Raw genomic sequence first — 16,293 nt, 5'->3', positions numbered from 1 at the left:
GCGCACTGACTGTAAAATTCGATCAGTCAGCATGTTTTAATCAATTTCACCGGAACCTGTTTGCGGCCTATCCTTTCTCCATTCGCAAGACGAGGAGGATGATCATGGCTGACAAGCCGATAATGACGACCAGCGGTGGTGCGCCGATTGGCGACAATCAGAACAGCCTGAGCGCTGGCCCGCGCGGCCCGCTGCTGTTGCAGGATTATCAGCTGCTCGAAAAGCTGGCCCACCAGAATCGCGAGCGTATCCCTGAGCGCGTCGTCCATGCCAAGGGCTGGGGCGCGCATGGCACGCTGACCATCACCGGCGACATCAGCGCCTATACCAAGGCAAAGGTGCTGCAACCGGGCGCGCAGACGCCGATGATTCTGCGCTTCTCGACCGTGGCCGGCGAAGCGGGCGCAGCGGATGCCGAACGCGACGTGCGCGGCTTTGCGATGAAATTCTATACGCCCGAAGGCAATTGGGATCTGGTCGGCAACAATACGCCGGTCTTTTTTGTCCGCGATCCGCTGAAATTCCCCGATTTCATCCACACCCAAAAGCGTCACCCGCGCACCAATCTGCGCTCGCCCACGGCAATGTGGGACTTCTGGTCGCTCAGCCCGGAATCGCTGCATCAGGTGACGATCCTGATGTCGGATCGCGGCCTGCCTACCGATGTGCGTCACATCAACGGCTATGGCAGTCACACCTTCAGCCTGATCAACGACGCCAATGAGCGTTTCTGGGTCAAGTTCCACTTCAAGACGATGCAGGGCCACAAGCATTGGACCAATGAGGAAGCGGCGCAGGTCGTGGGCCGCACCCGCGAATCGACGCAGGAGGATCTGTTCGAGGCGATCGAAAAGGGCGACTTCCCCAAATGGAAGGTGCAGGTCCAGATCATGCCCGAACTGGATGCGGACAAGACGCCCTACAATCCGTTCGACCTCACCAAAGTGTGGCCCCATGCCGACTATCCCCCGATCGACATCGGCGTGTTGGAGCTGAACCGCAACGCCGACAATTATTTCGCGGAGATCGAACAGCTGGCCATGTCGCCCTCCAACATCGTGCCGGGCATCGGTTTCTCGCCCGACAAGATGCTCCAGGCGCGCATCTTCGCCTATGCCGACGCGCACCGTCATCGCATCGGCACCCATTATGAGGCGCTGCCAGTCAACGCCCCCAAATGCCCGGTCCATCATTATCACAAGGACGGGGCGATGCGCTTCACGCCCAACAATCCCAATCCGGCGGCCTATTATGAGCCGAACAGCTTTGGCGGGCCGGTCGAGGACAATAAATTCCTGGAGCCGCCGCTGCGGATTTCGGGCGATGCAGACCGGTGGAACCACAGGGAGGGGAATGACGATTTCAGCCAGCCCCGCGCCCTGTTCGAACTGTTCGACGCGGGCGAGAAGGAACGGTTGTTCGCCAATATCGCCGCGGCCATGGGCGATATCCCCGACTTTATCGAGGAACGTCAGTGCAAGCTGTTTGATCAGGTTCACCCTGATTATGGCGCGGGCGTTCGCGCGGCGCGGGCGACGATCAAGGATCGCAATCCGTCCATCTCCGCGCCCACCGATCAGTTGCTTTCCGATGCTTCTGCCTAACGGTTAGGCCAAGCGTCGCAACGTTCGGCCCCGGCGCCCATGCGCCGGGGCTTTTGCATGGCTATTACAGCGGTTTTTCCCTCCATTACGGGCGGATGGTGAGCAAATATTAAGGATGCCGCGTTAACCTCCTTGCCAACATGCAGCGGTCCGCCCTTCGTCACTCCTCTTCGATATTCGCGCCGGTCATCACCGGCAGCGTGTACTTCGTCGTGGCGACGCTGGCGCTGCTGCTATCCCGCTTTGAAGGTGGGCTAGCCTTCATCTGGGGCGCCAACGCTTTCCTGATGGCCGAACTGCTGACCTCGCGCACCCGCTACTGGCCGCGCGCCATCATCGCCTGCGCCATCGCCAGCGCCGTGGCCACCGCCCTGTTCGGCATGGGACCGCTCGCTGCCATCCCGATGGCGGCGATCAATATCGTCGAATCGCTGATCGTGGCGATCATCTGCCGCCATTTCGTGCCGGATCGTCGGATCATCGGCGCGATCCGCCCGCTCGTCATATTCATCATCGCCCTGTGCGGCGTCGCCAATGTGATCGCCGCTGCCATGGCGGCGACGGTCGCGGCCTTCCTGACGCCGGTGCCGTTCGGCGCATCCTGGCTGCAATGGTATAGCGGTCATGTGCTGGGCGGGCTGACCTTCGCGCCGATCCTGATCCTGTTCTTGCAGGGCGAATGTGGCCGCTGGCTGCGCGATACGCCGGCGCGGGCGAAGGTCGAGATGGTCGTGCTGCTGGCGCTGTTCGCACTGGCCATCGTGCATATTTTCTTCTGGGCGCGCTACCCGCTGCTGTTCGCATCGCTCCTGCCGCTGGTTCTGATCGCTTTCCGCACCGGCCAGATGGGGGCGGCGGCTTCCATCATCATCCTGGCGGTGATCGGCGGCGTGGCGACCATGCACGGCGTCGGCCCGATGACCATGCTGCCTGGGTCGATGGGTATGCGAGTCCAATATTTTCAATTCTACCTCGCCCTCAGCTTCCTGATGAGCATGTTGGTCGCGGCCGAACTCAACAGCCGCCGCCGCCTGTTCCTGATGTTGCAGGATAGCGAGGCGCGCTACCGCGCCATTGCCGAACATAGCGGCGACGTGGTCCTCAATATCAGCGTGGATGGCATCATCCATTATGCCTCACCCTCGGCCGCCGAACAGATTGGTTGCGCGCCCGAATTGCTGATCGGTCAGTCTGCTGCCAATCTGGTCGATCCGCAGGATCGCGCGCTCGTCATCGCCACCCACCGCCGCGCGCTGGCGCACCCTGGCGTGAACCACACTGTGGAATTCCGTCCGCTGGTGTCCGTCGGCGACCTGCAATGGTGCGAAATGGTCAGCCGCGCCGTGGTGGACGAACGCGGCGTTGCCAGCGGCGTTGTCAGCATGATTCGCGACATGTCGCGGCACAAGGCACGCCAGCAGGCGCTCCAACAGGTCGCCGCACGTGATTCGCTGACCGGCGCAGACAGTCGCCGCGCCTTCCTCGAAAAGCTGGAAGCGGAAATATTGCGGGCGCGTCAGGGCGCGCGATCCTGCCTGTTGCTGATCGATATCGACCATTTCAAGGCGGTAAACGACCGTTACGGCCATGGTGCGGGCGATCGGGTGCTGAGCGCCTTTGTCGAACGGCTGCGGCCGGGGCTGCGGAGCATCGACAGCATCGGTCGTCTGGGTGGCGAGGAATTTGCGATCCTGCTGGCTGACAGCGACATTGATCGTGCCAGCATGATCTGCGAACGGCTGCGCCTGCGCATGGTCGATCCGATCCCGGTCGGGGACGCGGGGAGCGAGGCCATCTCCGTCACCTTCAGCGCGGGTCTGGTCAAACTGGACGGCGAATCGACGCGATCGGCGATGCTCGAAGCGGCGGACAAGGCGCTCTATCGCGCCAAACATAGCGGCCGTAACTGCCTGCGTCTGGCGGCTTAGGCGCGGTGGACGGCAGGTTCGCGTCGACCCATAAAAACATCCAATGATATGTTGTAACTTATGATTGGCTAGCCTATGTAGCAGCCACCATGCCGCAGTCCCTTCGCCACTTCCTGTTGTCCGGCCGGCTCGATCGCTTCGCGATCGCGCTGTCGGGCCTGTGCCTGGCGCATTGCTTCGTCACTGCCGTGGTGCTGGGCCTGCTGGCGACGGCGGGTGGTATCTTTGAAAGCCCGATCTTCCATGAAGCCGGACTGGTGCTGGCCATATTGCTCGGCGCAATTGCGCTGGGCCATGGCGCGCTGGTCCATCGCTTCATGATGCCCGCTGCGATCGGATCGCTGGGGCTTGGGGTGATGGCAGGCGCGCTGACCATGGACCATGGCTGGCAGGAAAGCGTCTATACGCTGATCGGCGTCGGCATCCTGGCGCTGGGTCACGATCTCAACCACCGCGCCGGGCGCTAGCCCAAAAAAAAGGGAGCCAGTTGGCTCCCTTTCACTATGTTCGGCTCACTGTCGCTTACAGCGGCTTGTGGTCCAGCCGATGCTCGCCCTTCACCCAGCGCACCGTGCCGGTGCTGGCGCGCATCACCACGCTTTCGGTCGTCAGCTTGCCGCCCGGCAGTCGTTTGACCCCGTCGAGCAATGACCCGTCAGTGACCCCGGTGGCGGCGAATATGCAGTCGCCTTTGGCCAGTTCCTTCAGGTCGTAAATCTTGTCCAGATCAGTGATCCCCCATTTGCGGGCGCGCTGCTTTTCATCCTCATTGCGGAACAGCAGCCGCCCCTTGAACTGTCCGCCGACGCAGCGCAGCGCGGCGCAGGCCAGCACGCCCTCAGGCGCACCGCCCGACCCCATATAGATGTCGATCGTGGTTTCAGGATCGGTGGTGGCGATCACGCCGGCGACATCGCCATCGGGGATCAGCATGATGCCGCAGCCAATGGCGCGCAATTCCGCGATCAGCTTTTCATGGCGCGGCCGGTCCAGCACGCACACGATGATGTCGGACGGTTCCACGCCTTTGGCCGCCGCAACCGCCTCGACATTTTCCTTCGCCGACCGGGCCAGATCGATGATCCCATCGGGATAGCCCGGTCCCACCGCCAGCTTGTCCATATAGACGTCGGGTGCGTTGAGCAGCCCGCCTTCTTCGGAAATGGCCAGCACGGCCAGCGCATTCGGCCCGGCCTTGGCGGTGATGGTTGTGCCTTCCAGCGGGTCGAGCGCGATGTCGATCTTCGGCCCGGTGCCGATCGCGTTGCCGACCTTCTCGCCAATGTAGAGCATCGGCGCCTCGTCGCGCTCGCCTTCGCCGATGACGACGGTGCCGTCCATATAGAGGTCGTTAAAGGCCAGGCGCATGGCTTCGACGGCGGCGGCATCGGCCGCCTTTTCATCGCCCCGGCCGATCAGCTTCGACGCGGCAATGGCCGCCGCTTCGGTAACGCGGACCATTTCCAGCACCAACACGCGATCCAGTGTCGAACTTGCCTGCACCATCTTCATTCCTCTGCCTTTTCTTATGGGCAGAGCGGATAGGCCGTTGCCCCGTCCTTGTCGAGCGGGGAAGGGGAGTCGCCATTATGCAGCCATGTTTCCATGGTGGATTGGGTACAATGAAAGCCCTGGCCAGCCTCCTTATTCTCCTCTTGCCGTTAGATGCGCACGCGGCGGACGAAGCGTTGATGGCCGCCTATCGCGCCAGGACTCAGGTGGTGAAACCGTGCGACCGCAGCGGCAATGCGATTGTCGTGTGTGGGAATCGTGCCGAACGCAATGCCCGCGAGAGGCTGCCCCTGCCGCGCGAATCTACACAGGGCGGTGTCGTGAGGGGGGATGCCCCGCGTGCATCGGCAGCGGCGGTACGGCAGGGAAGTTGCGGCGTGATCGGCGGGCAGGGGATGGGATGTGTCGGCGGTCTATCGGTTTTCAAGGTGGCGGACGTTGTGCGCAAGAGCGTGACCGCGATCATCGATCCCGATGCCGACCTCGCCCCACCGCCACCACTCCCGGACCGTTTCAAGGGCGCCGGGCAGCATTGAATTTGCTCAATCGAGAATATGCATCACCATCGGCGTGCCGAGCAGGCTTTCCGATCCGGCAAGCCGCTCCAGCGTGTCGCGGATGCAGCGTTCCTCGCCCGCATGGGTGACGATGGCGACCAGCACGCCATCCTCCTGATGCGCCCCGCGCTGGATCATGCTTTCGATCGATACGCCCGCGTCGCGGGTGGCAGCGGCGATTTCGGCCAGCACGCCGGGGCGGTCCTGCACCATGAAGCGCAAATAGGTGCGGCCCACCCGTGCGCCGGCATCGGCGGTGTTTTGCGGCGTCAGCGCGGCGACCGGCATGGCGAAGGCGTCGCCATATTCGTCGCGCGCGACGTCGATCAGGTCGGCAACCACCGCCGACGCCGTCGGGCCATCGCCTGCGCCGCGGCCCTGGAAGAAGAGACGCCCGACGAAATTGCCCTCTGCCACCACCGCGTTCAACGATCCATCGACATGCGCCAGCGGATGGTCGAGCGGCACCAGCATCGGGTGGACCCGCTGGAACAGTCCATCCGCACCATTCTGCGCCATGCCGACCAGCCGGATACGGAAGCCCAGCGCGGCGGCTTCAGCAATGTCTGCGGCGATGACATGGCGGATGCCAGTGGTGGCGACTGCGGCGAAATCCAGTTCGGTGCCGAATGCCAGGCTGGCGAGGATGGTCAGCTTGTGCGCGGCATCCACCCCGTCAATGTCGAAACTGGGGTCAGCCTCGGCATAGCCCAGTTCCTGCGCTTCCTTCAGCACCTCGTCAAAGCCCCGGCCTTCCTTCTCCATCGTCGTCAGGATGTAATTGCAGGTGCCGTTGAGGATGCCATAGACGCGCGAAATCTCGTTCGCCGCCGCGCCTTCGCGCATCCCTTTGATCACCGGGATGCCGCCCGCGACCGCAGCTTCATATTTCAGCGCAATGCCGCCCTTTTCAGCAAGGCGCGCCAGGTCCAGCCCATGATGGGCCAGCATTGCCTTGTTCGCGGTGACGAACGGCTTGCCTGCGGTCAGGCAGTGGCGCGCCAGCGTGAGCGCCGGGCCGTCCGACCCACCGATCAGTTCGACGACGACGTCGATATCGTCGCGCGTCGCCAGGCTGTTCATATCGTCCACCCATTCATAGGGGGACAGATCGACACCGCGATCCTTGTTCCGGTCGCGCGCCGAAATGGCGACGACTTGGATCGGGCAACCCGCGCGCCGGGCGATCAGGGCGCCATTGGTGTTGAGCAGCCGGATAACGCCCCCGCCCACCGTGCCGAGGCCGACGAGCGCGACGCGCAGCGGGGCATGGCGGTGCAGATTGGTCATGGGGACGTCTCTCTCTATAAACGGCGCAGGTGATGAAGCCCGCGCTGATAGCGACAGGTGCGCGCCCGTCCAAGCAAAAGCTGTATCAGGTGGGCGTCCGCGTCCGCCCGCACGGCCCCAGCGCATCGATGACCACCCGATAGTCGGCGCGCGCCGCTTCGGCGTCTTGGACAGACAGTGTGCGCACCGCGCGGGCGGGCAGGGCAGGGGGGAGCGCGCAGGCTAGGCGATACCACAGCAGGCTGCCGGGGACGGGCGCGCGCGCGGCTTCGTCCACAATCTCGCCCAGCGCGACCGCCCAGCGGGGTGGCTCGCCAGGCCGCCGGAGAATCGAGAGCGACACCGGATCGCCATTTTCGGTGCGCAGGAAAATCTGCGTCTCGCCCTCGCCCGCCACCGTGCCGGCGACATGGAAGGCATCGCCCAGTCCCAGGATACGCGGCGGGGCATCGCGCGCAACCAGTGCCGACAATATGCCTTTGACCCGGTCGATCTCGACAGGGGTAGCCGGAATCTGGGCGTCACGGGCAACCAGCTGAATCTGGCCGGGGCGGCTGCCGGGCCGCGCAAACAGGATGACCTGCGCTTTCTTTAGCTTGGGCAATTTGCCGCGCGCATCGATTGGCGCGTCGTAGAGCCAACTGACAAGGGGGGCGATTCCCGCCTCGCCGCGAATCAAACCCGTCACATCGCCCTCGATAAACAGCCGTTTATAGCCAGCTGGGACGTCTCCGGCCTGTTCGGGCTTCAATGTGATGATGTTGCGGATTCGCACATGCGCCACCAGCGGCGCATTGTCCGCCAGGTCGACAATGTCGGCATAGGATAGGCCGGTCGCCGCACCTGTTGTTTGCGTTGTCACAGGCCGTTGTTGCGCTAAAGCAGGGAAAACCGGGAGGTTTGCGGCTGAAATGAGGCATGGCAGCGCGAACCGGTATAACATGGTGGTGGATTTCATGATCAGCTTCGTCCTATGTTTTCGGCTCGTGGCAAGGATGTCACAGGCAAGTCATTCCGCTATGAAATGGTAACCGCAAATGAACATATCGATAAAGCGTTTGCGTGCCACGATGTGCCGCGATAGGAGTTTGCACGGTAGCAATTGGACGGACAGGGGCCGAAGGTGGCCGGGGTAGCCCGGTCGGCTTGGGTCGTTTTTGGCTGATTTGTATAAACCACTGGTAAGATGAGTTAAGGAGTGTCGTTGCCGAATGGCCTATGCTGACCACTCGCAAGGATCGAGTCGGACTGTCTCGATCATCATCGTCGCCCTGATTCACGCTGTTCTTGGCTATGCCTTCGTCACCGGTCTTGGCATGAAATATGTCAAAAAGGCGGCAGAACAGCTGAACGTGATCGACGTGAAGGAAGAGCCGCCGCCACCGGACGAGGAGCCGCCACCGCCGCCGCCAGACCAGCCGGTCGAGCCGCCGCCGGTCGTGGCCCCGCCGCCGATCGTGCAGACCCCGGCGCCTGCGCCGACCATGACCGTTGTTCGGACACCCCCTCCGGTGTTCAACCCGGTTCCGGTCGCCGCTCCGCCGCCGCCGCCGCCGCCCGCGGCGCCGCCTGTCGCCGCAAGCCGCGCTACCCCGCGGAGTTCGCCTGGCAGCTGGCTCAGCGATGCGGACTATCCGAGCCGCGCCCAGCGTGAAGAACGCTCCGGTACGGCAGGGTTCCGCCTGCAAATCGGCGCTGACGGTCGGGTGACCGACTGCACCATCACCTCCTCGACCGGCCACCCGGATCTCGATGAGGCGACCTGCCGCCTGCTGCCGCGCCGTGCGCGGTTCAAGCCGGCCAAGGGTTCCGATGGTGCGGAAATGCCCGATACGTACAATGGCCGTATCACCTGGCGTCTGCCGGAATAATCCAAACGGGCAAGGTGCGCGCCCGGCGCCGCCTTGCTCTAGCTTGATCTCATTGAGAGGGAAGTCTTGAACATGTTGATGTATCTCGCAGCTGCGGCGCCGAAGCCGGAAAACCCCTATGGTCTGATGGAAGCTCTGGAACAGGGCGGCACGATCGCCTGGACCGTGTTCCTTATCCTGTGCGGCATGTCGGTCGGCACTTTCTACATTCTCTTCACCAAGCTGATCGAACAGCAGAAGGTGATCAACCAGGGTAAGAAGGTCCGTGCGACCTTCTGGCGCGCCGCCAACATCAAGGAAGGCTCGGCCAAGCTGGAAAAGAACTCCGCCTACAAGCAGATCGTCGATGACGGCATCAAGGCGCAGGAAGAACATACCAAGCTGACCGATCCGGTCGAAGCGCATGACTGGCTGCACGGTTCGCTCGGCCGTTCGGAAGCCGCGATCAACTCGTCGCTGGGTGGCGGTCTCGCCTTCCTCGCAACCGTGGGTTCGACCTCGCCGTTCATCGGTCTGTTCGGTACGGTTATCGGCATCTATCGCGCGCTGATCAAGATCGGTGCAGCCGGTCAGGCGTCGATCGACGCGGTCGCCGGCCCCGTCGGTGAAGCGCTCATCATGACCGCCCTGGGTCTGGCCGTGGCCGTTCCCGCGGTGCTGGCCTACAACTTCCTGCAGCGTCGCAACAAGTCGATCGCCGAACAGCTTAACGGCTTCACGGTCGATCTGCTGGCCTATCTGGTGTCGAACGGCGCGGTTAAGCCCAGCGTTGCTCCGGCTCCCGCCGCACCTGCTGCCAAGCCGGTTGCTGCGCCGACCAAGGCCTGATTGTCTTGAGATGCCGGCGCGGGAACGGGATGGCCGCTGCGACCATCCCGTTCCCCGCCGACCATGGGCCTCGTCGCGATGGTGAGGCGCCATCGACACCAATGTTAGGATATTATCAATGGCAATGAGTGTTGGCCCCGGCGGCGGTGACGACAAACCGTTGTCCGACATCAACACGACGCCGCTCGTCGACGTCATGCTGGTGTTGCTCATCATCTTTCTCATCGCGGTCCCGGTCGTCGTCCAGACGGTCGAACTGCAACTTCCCAAGGTGGCGTTCGAGCCGACCACGACGAAGCCCGAAAATGTCTCTCTCTCGGTCACGACCGGGTCGGATGGCAGCTGCGCTGTTTTCTGGAACATGACCAAGGTCGATTCCAGCGATCTGCTCAACCGGGCCGTTGCGAAGCTGGAATCGGATATCAAGAAGGCAGGCGGCGTCGAAAATATGACGCCCGAAGACATGCCCGAAGTGCATATCCGCGGCGACATCAACACACCCTACCGGTGCATCGGTGGTACGATCTACACGATGCAGCGCGCCGGTTTCCCCAAGGTGGGCTTCATCTCCGAGCCGGAACCCGGCACGACGACGACCCGCCTCTGACCGGCTGATTAAGGAGATTTCGCTATGGCCATGAGCATGGGTTCCGATGAAGGCGAACCGATGATGGAAATGAACACGACGCCGTTGATCGACGTCATGCTCGTTCTCCTCATCATGTTCATCATCACGATTCCGATCCAGACCCACGCGGTCAAGATCGACCTGCCGCAGAGCGCACCGCCGACGGATAGCCCGATCGATCCGGTGAAGAACAAGGTTGCCATCGACCAGGCCGGGATCATTACCTGGAACGGTTCGGCGATCGACCTGCTGACCCTGCGTCAATATCTGCAGCAGTCGCTGCGCCTGCCGGTCGAGCCGGAACTTCAGTTCCAGCCGAACGCGCAGACCCGTTATGTCACCGTTGATGAGGTGCTGGCGGAGATCAAGCGTGCGGGCGTGACGAAGCTGGGCTTCGTCGGCAACGAACAATATGGCAATTTCTAAACGCTGATTGCCCGCGCCTGCCAGTTTGTGTCAGGACTTCCCGTTTTTCCAGGCGGGCAGGGCGGCATCGGAGTTTTGACAATGCCAATCTTTCAGGGGGTCGCCTTCGGGCGGCCTCTTTTTTTGTTATCGTCTTTCGCGCATTCGAGGCAGACTCTTAACCCTTTGCTTACGCCAATCGCCGATAATGGCGGCGAAGGACGGGCGATAGCGAGCCATGAGCGCCGAACGACAGACCGACTTGGATCGAAAGGCACGGCTGGCCGAGCGCGCCTATGTGCAGATCAGCGTCCGTGTGCGCCGGCCGGGTGAAACCTGGTTCAACAGCCGCATCGCCGACGTGTCCGTCACCGGCTTTCGCCTCCAAAGCTTCATGAAACTGACCAGCGGCAGCGAATTATGGGTCATGCTGCCTGGCTTCGAGGGGCGTCGCGCCCGCGTCCTGTGGTCACGCGCGCATGAGGCAGGCTGCGCCTTCGAACGCCCGCTCCATCCCGCAATTCTCGATCATATCATCAAGCTGAGCAGCGGCCCGGCGTTCGTCTGATCGCAGAGTTTGATCTGAAACACCAATCTCCGTCCGTTTCGGGGTGAGGCCGTCGCGCTCTAGCTGAGCGGCGCGTCCTGAAACTGCAAACTGGCAAGGCGCGCATAAAGACCGCCCTGCGCGACCAGCGACGCATGATCGCCCTGTTCGACGATCCGCCCCTCGTCCAGCACGATGATCCGGTCAGCGGCGCGCACCGTCGCCAGCCTATGGGCGATGACGATGGTGGTGCGCCCCTGCATCAACCGGCCGAGCGCATCCTGCACCAGCCGCTCCGATTCGGCGTCGAGGGCAGAGGTCGCCTCATCCAGCAGCAGGATCGGCGCATCGCGCAGCAGCGCGCGTGCGATCGACAGCCGTTGCCGCTGCCCGCCCGACAGGCGCGTACCCGCTTCACCCATCGGACTGTCCAGCCCCTGCGGCAGCGCGCGCAGGAAGCCCTCGGCATTGGCGGCGCGGGCGGCATCCCAAATCTGCTCGTCGGTCGCGTCCCACCGGCCATAGCGCAGATTGTCGCGTGCCGACGCGGCGAAGATCACGCTATCCTGCGGCACCATCGCCATCATGTCGCGCAACGCCGCCGGGTCGGCCTGTGGCAGCGGCACGCCATTCAGCCGGACCACGCCGGACGACGGATCGTAAAATCGCAACGCCAACTGGATCAGCGTCGATTTCCCCGCGCCCGACGGCCCGACCACGGCCACTGTCTCACCCGGTGCGACGTCGATCGACACGCCATTGAGCGCGGCTTGATCGGGCCGGGTCGGATAATGAAAATGCACATCCTCGAACGTCAGCCGCGCGCCATGCGCCGCAGGTGGAATGGTGGTCGGGCTGGCGGGTGGCAATATGTCCGGCGTCGCTGTCATCAACTCATGCAAGCGACTGGCCGCCCCCGCGCCGCGCAGCAGATCGCCCCAGCTTTCAGAAAGCGATCCGAAGGCGCCTGCGACCAGTCCGCCGGTCAGCACGAACGCGGCAATGCTCCCGCCCGACAGCTTCCCCGCCGCGACATCCAGCGCGCCCTGCCACATCACCGCTGTGATCGATCCGAACACCAGCGAGATCACCACCGCCGTCATGATCGCGCGCAACCGGATGCGCCGCCGCGCGGTGCCGAACCCGCTTTCGACAGTGGCGTCGAAGCGCGCCGCCTCCCGCGCCTCCTGCCCGAACGCCTGGACGATCTTCATCGCCGCCAGCACCTCATTGGTCACGCTGCCGACATCGGCCAGCCGGTCCTGACTGGCGCGCGACAGGCTGCGCACCTTTCGGCCCAGGCTGACCAGCACCAGCAGGATGATCGGGATACCCAGCAGCAGCATCGCCGCCAGCTTGGGCGCCAGCGCGAACAGATAGATGAGGCCGCCAATGCCGGTCACCAGATTGCGTAGCGCGATCGACACGGTCGATCCGACCACGTTCTCGACCACGGCGGTATCGGCGGTCATGCGCGACGCGATTTCGGACGGGCGGTTTTCCTCAAAGAAACGGGGTGCCTGCCGTAGCAAATTGGCCTGGGTCGCGCTGCGAATATCGGCAACCACCCGCTCGCCCAGCCAGGACACGAAATAAAAGCGCAGCGCACTGGCGACCGCCAGGATGATGACGATCAGCAGCAGATATTCAAACCAGCGGCTGATATCGCCCCCGCCCATAAAGCCCCGGTCGATCACCAGCCGGAAGCCGCTGGGGATGCCCAGCGTCGCGGCGGACGACACGATCAGCGCAGACAGCGCGCCCGCGATCCGCCCCGGATAGCGTTTGGCGAATATCCACAGCATCGCCAGGCTGCCAAGCGCGGGACGGGCGCTGGCGCGCGGCGACGGGGTGGGTTGTTCCTCCATGCGCGGCGCTTAGCAGGCTGCCCGCCGCGCCTCAATGGGCGGGGCTGGTGGCGCCGGCGACTTTCGCGCATAGGCGGTCAGTCTGTTCACGCCATTGGAGCCAGCAATGATCCACCTATTGTCTGCGACCGTCGAACGCTGGCCGGTCGCAGGCGCGTTCATTATCGCTCGCGGGGCCAAGACCGATGTCGACGTGGTCGTCTGCACCGTGGGTGACGGCACCTATGTCGGCCGGGGCGAGGGGACGGCAATCTATTATGAGGGCGAAACGGCAGAAGCCTGCGCAGCTGCGATCCGCGCCTACGCCGGGCCGCTCGACCGGCAGGCGCTGTTGACGCAAATGCCGCGCGGCGCGGCGCGCAATGCGCTCGACTGCGCGCTGTGGGATCTGGAAGCGAAGCGGGCAGGCGTACCGGTGTGGCAGCTCGCTGGCCTCAGCGCCCCCACGCCGCTGCCCACCGCCTTCACGATCAGCCTCGGCGATCCTGCGACGATGGAGGCTGCCGCCCGCACGGCGGCGGGGCGCGGCTTTGCCCTGCTCAAATGCAAGCTGACTGGCGAGGGCGACCGCGCGCGCATCGCTGCCGTGCGAACTGGCGCGCCAAACGCGCGCCTGATCGTCGATGCCAATGAAAGCTGGCATGATCTGGATATAGCCGCAGAGGCGCAGGCGCTGGCGGACCTTGGCGTCGAGATGGTCGAACAGCCGGTGATCCACGACCGGGAAGCGGCGCTGGCCGGGGTCCGCGCGCCGCTGCCGCTCTGCGCCGACGAAAGCTGCCACACCAGCGCGGACCTTGATCGGCTCGGCGATTTCGACGCGGTGAACATCAAACTCGACAAGGCAGGCGGCCTCACCGAAGCGCTCGCCCTGCGTCAGGTGGCGCGGGACCGCGGGTTCCGGGTCATGGTCGGCTGTATGCTCGGCACATCGCTCGGCATCGCGCCCGCCGCGCTGGTGGCGCAGGGGGCGGACTGGATCGACCTTGACGGTGCGCTGTTGCTGGCGCGGGATCGCGACGGCGGACTGGCGCTGGAGGACGGCCTGCTCCTGCCCGGCAGCCTGTGGGGAATGGGTGAATGAGCGGCGTCAGGCGGATCGCACCGGCTGCACCTCTGGATAGGGCATGATGGGCCGCCCATCCGGCGCAGCGGTGAAGCTGGTCTGGGTGGGATAGGCGAACTCTATCCCTTCCGCGTTAAACCGCTTCCAGATCGCCAGCCCCATGCGGTGCCGCGACAGGAAATAATCATGCGTATCGGGGTCCGGCACGTCGAAATTCACCTCATAGTCCAGCGAACTCGCGCCAAAGCGCACAAGGCCCGCATTGACGAAGATGAACCCTTCTGCCTCGACAATCTCGCGCAGCATCTCCGGTATCGCTTCGGCCTTCTCCTCCGGCGTCTGGTAGATGATGCCGATGGCGAAGGTCACCCGGCGCTGGATCAGCGTTTGCAGGCTGGTGATCTCCTTCTGGAGGAGATTGGCGTTGGAGATGACCTTCTTCTCCCCGCTCATCGCCCGCAGCCGCGTGCTTTTGAGGCCAATCTTTTCGACCCGCGCGGTCGTCTGGTCATAGGTGATGATCTCGCCGCGCCGGAACGGCTTGTCGAAGATGATAGACAGCGCGGCGAACAGGTCGGAAAATATCCCCTGCGCGGCCAGGCCAATGGCGATGCCGCCAATGCCCAGACCCGCAACCAGCCCGGTGACGTTGACGCCCAGATTGTCCAGCACAACGATAGTGGCGATCGCAAACAGGGCAAAGGTCACCAGCACGCGAATCAGGCCCATCGCGTTGGCCAGCGTCTCACCCTGGCCATCCTCCGCCAGCGTCTTGCGCTCGATCAGTCCCAGGATGATCTCCCGCGCCCAGATCGCGCCCTGCAACACGGCGGCGATGGTGAAGAGAAACGCAATCGTCTTGAACAGCACCGCAGGCGGATCGGCATAGCCCGCGACCAGCTTGGCCGCGACCATGACCATGAAGAAATGGGATGTCCGCGCCACCGCCCGGCCCAGCACATTGGCATAGCCCAGCGGGTCGCCATAGGCACCGCGCCACCTTTTGCCGAACGAACGCAGCGCCGCCAGCAGGAGGTAGATCAGAACGCCCGCGCCAATGGCGACGATGATCTGGACATAGTGAACAGCGAACCAATCGCTGGTCGATCGCCACATTTCGACGAAATCGGGCGCGCGCACCGATGCGGCGGCGGCGGCAGGTTCAGTTTTATTGGCCATGCTGGTCCCGTTAGTCTGTATCAGGCTAAAGTGTCGAGAAATGCGATGAGTCCGCGTTCCCCGCGGGACAGATAGCGTGTTGAACGCGGCAGGCGAAGCCCCGCGCGCCAAGCTTCCTGTCCATCCTTGCACAGGTCGAGCAGGGCAGGGTGGATATAGCTTTTGCGGCTGATCGCGGGCGTATTGCCCAGCGCGGCCGCCACCGGCTCCAGCAAGCCCTTCATCGACACCGGCCCGGCGGCCAATGTGGCAAAGGCGACAGTCGATGCGCCCCAGGTGCGGAAATGCTTGGCGGTGAAGGGACCGCCCATGGCCTGCGCGATATAGGCGTTGACGTCGCTCGATGTGATAGGCCGCGCCTCGCCATCCTCATCCAGATATTGGAACAGATGCTGGCCCGGCAAATCCTGCACCTGCCGCACGAAACGCAGCAGCCTTTTGTCGGTCAGCGTCACCTGATGCTGCTTGCCCGACTTGGCGCGATAGCGCAGCGTCAGCGCCTTGCCGGTCAGGTCGATATGACGGCGGCGCAATGTCGTCGCGCCGAAACTCTTGTTGGTCGTGGCATAATATTCATTGCCCACGCGCAACCGGCCCAAATCCAGTAGCCGCACGACAGCCGCGATCGTCCGTTCCTTGCGCAGCCCGCGCCGCGACAGGTCCGCCTCCAGCTGCGCGCGCAATTTGGGCAGGGCGCGACCGAAGCCGGCGCAGCCTTCATATTTCTGTGCCTCCCGGTCAGCCCGGAACTCCGGGTGATAGCGATATTGCTTGCGGCCCCGCTCGTCATGCCCCGTCGCCAATATATGGCCATGCGGCATCGGGCAGAACCAGCAATCGCGATAGGCAGGGGGCAGGGCGATGGCGTTCAGCCGCCCAATCTCGTCCCGGTCGGCGATGCGTCCGCCATCGGGCTGGTAATAGCCCCAGCCGCCCTTGAGCGCGCGTCGTGAAATGCCGGGGATGCTGTCATCGACATGGATAAGGGGTTGGGTGGCCATATTTTCCTT

The 16,293-nt window shown here is 63.7% G+C and carries 16 protein-coding genes; 10 read left to right on the top strand and 6 right to left on the bottom strand.

The annotated features are described in order from the left end of the window. The first annotated feature begins 104 nt into the window (after nt 1-104). The 3 genes from ACODR8_RS06515 (at nt 105) to ACODR8_RS06505 (ending at nt 3,999) form a co-directional block, all read left to right on the top strand. Entirely contained in the window at nt 105-1,604 is a 1,500-nt protein-coding gene (locus ACODR8_RS06515; protein WP_489006459.1) for a catalase, read from the top strand. A 140-nt stretch (nt 1,605-1,744) separates the two neighbouring features. After that, nucleotides 1,745-3,532, top strand: coding sequence for a sensor domain-containing diguanylate cyclase (locus tag ACODR8_RS06510; protein ID WP_489006458.1), 1,788 nt, complete (start codon nt 1,745-1,747; stop codon nt 3,530-3,532). A gap of 89 nt (nt 3,533-3,621) precedes the next feature. Next, nucleotides 3,622-3,999, top strand: a complete 378-nt coding sequence (locus ACODR8_RS06505) for a MerC domain-containing protein (protein ID WP_489006457.1) — start codon at nt 3,622-3,624, stop codon at nt 3,997-3,999. Between the two features lie 55 nt (nt 4,000-4,054). Here ACODR8_RS06505 and glpX read toward each other — a convergent pair whose 3' ends face one another. Further along, nucleotides 4,055-5,038, bottom strand: coding sequence for a class II fructose-bisphosphatase (glpX, locus tag ACODR8_RS06500; RefSeq protein ID WP_489006495.1), 984 nt, complete (start codon nt 5,036-5,038; stop codon nt 4,055-4,057). A 185-nt stretch (nt 5,039-5,223) separates the two neighbouring features. Between glpX and ACODR8_RS06495 the strand changes: the two genes are divergently transcribed. Further along, on the top strand, nt 5,224-5,580 hold the full coding sequence (locus ACODR8_RS06495; protein ID WP_489006456.1) for a hypothetical protein: 357 nt from the start codon (nt 5,224-5,226) through the stop codon (nt 5,578-5,580). A 6-nt stretch (nt 5,581-5,586) separates the two neighbouring features. Here the strand turns inward: ACODR8_RS06495 and ACODR8_RS06490 are convergent, their stop codons facing one another. Both ACODR8_RS06490 and ACODR8_RS06485 read right to left on the bottom strand, forming a co-directional pair. Beyond that, on the bottom strand, nt 5,587-6,891 hold the full coding sequence (locus tag ACODR8_RS06490; RefSeq protein WP_489006455.1) for a homoserine dehydrogenase: 1,305 nt from the start codon (nt 6,889-6,891) through the stop codon (nt 5,587-5,589). Nucleotides 6,892-6,976: 85 nt separating this feature from the next. Further along, nucleotides 6,977-7,849, bottom strand: a complete 873-nt coding sequence (locus tag ACODR8_RS06485) for a hypothetical protein (RefSeq protein WP_489006454.1) — start codon at nt 7,847-7,849, stop codon at nt 6,977-6,979. Nucleotides 7,850-8,102: 253 nt separating this feature from the next. Here ACODR8_RS06485 and ACODR8_RS06480 point away from each other — a divergent pair, with 253 nt between their 5' ends. From ACODR8_RS06480 to ACODR8_RS06460, 5 genes are all read left to right on the top strand, one after another. Then, nucleotides 8,103-8,762, top strand: a complete 660-nt coding sequence (locus ACODR8_RS06480) for an energy transducer TonB (RefSeq protein ID WP_489006453.1) — start codon at nt 8,103-8,105, stop codon at nt 8,760-8,762. Nucleotides 8,763-8,834: 72 nt separating this feature from the next. Then, on the top strand, nt 8,835-9,590 hold the full coding sequence (locus tag ACODR8_RS06475) for a MotA/TolQ/ExbB proton channel family protein (RefSeq protein WP_182913875.1): 756 nt from the start codon (nt 8,835-8,837) through the stop codon (nt 9,588-9,590). Between the two features lie 118 nt (nt 9,591-9,708). Beyond that, complete coding sequence (locus tag ACODR8_RS06470; RefSeq protein WP_119744855.1) at nt 9,709-10,197, top strand: ExbD/TolR family protein; 489 nt, start codon at nt 9,709-9,711, stop codon at nt 10,195-10,197. Between the two features lie 24 nt (nt 10,198-10,221). Further along, nucleotides 10,222-10,644: an ExbD/TolR family protein gene (locus ACODR8_RS06465; RefSeq protein ID WP_006959125.1), complete on the top strand. Its 423-nt coding sequence runs from the start codon at nt 10,222-10,224 to the stop codon at nt 10,642-10,644. A 217-nt stretch (nt 10,645-10,861) separates the two neighbouring features. Then, entirely contained in the window at nt 10,862-11,191 is a 330-nt protein-coding gene (locus ACODR8_RS06460) for a PilZ domain-containing protein (protein WP_294133066.1), read from the top strand. Between the two features lie 59 nt (nt 11,192-11,250). Here the strand turns inward: ACODR8_RS06460 and ACODR8_RS06455 are convergent, their stop codons facing one another. After that, nucleotides 11,251-13,038 (bottom strand): ABC transporter transmembrane domain-containing protein, encoded by a 1,788-nt coding sequence (locus ACODR8_RS06455; RefSeq protein WP_489006452.1) that lies wholly within the window; start codon nt 13,036-13,038, stop codon nt 11,251-11,253. A gap of 106 nt (nt 13,039-13,144) precedes the next feature. On the opposite strand from ACODR8_RS06455, the gene dgcA reads away from it, so the two are divergent. Continuing rightward, nucleotides 13,145-14,122: an N-acetyl-D-Glu racemase DgcA gene (gene dgcA, locus ACODR8_RS06450; RefSeq protein ID WP_489006451.1), complete on the top strand. Its 978-nt coding sequence runs from the start codon at nt 13,145-13,147 to the stop codon at nt 14,120-14,122. Nucleotides 14,123-14,128: 6 nt separating this feature from the next. Here dgcA and ACODR8_RS06445 read toward each other — a convergent pair whose 3' ends face one another. After that, the gene (locus ACODR8_RS06445) at nt 14,129-15,283 is read right to left on the bottom strand and encodes a mechanosensitive ion channel family protein (RefSeq protein ID WP_489006450.1); all 1,155 of its coding nucleotides are present in this window, start codon (nt 15,281-15,283) and stop codon (nt 14,129-14,131) included. Between the two features lie 20 nt (nt 15,284-15,303). Beyond that, nucleotides 15,304-16,284 carry a DNA topoisomerase IB gene (locus ACODR8_RS06440; protein WP_489006449.1) on the bottom strand — a complete coding sequence of 327 codons (981 nt, stop codon included), beginning with the start codon at nt 16,282-16,284 and terminating at the stop codon, nt 15,304-15,306. Nucleotides 16,285-16,293 lie beyond the last annotated feature (9 nt).

It is taken from the genome of Sphingobium sp. FG58 (genome assembly GCF_057809055.1).
The sequence above is the reverse complement of the archived record's forward strand: the minus strand, read 5'-3'. Positions and strand labels throughout refer to the sequence as shown.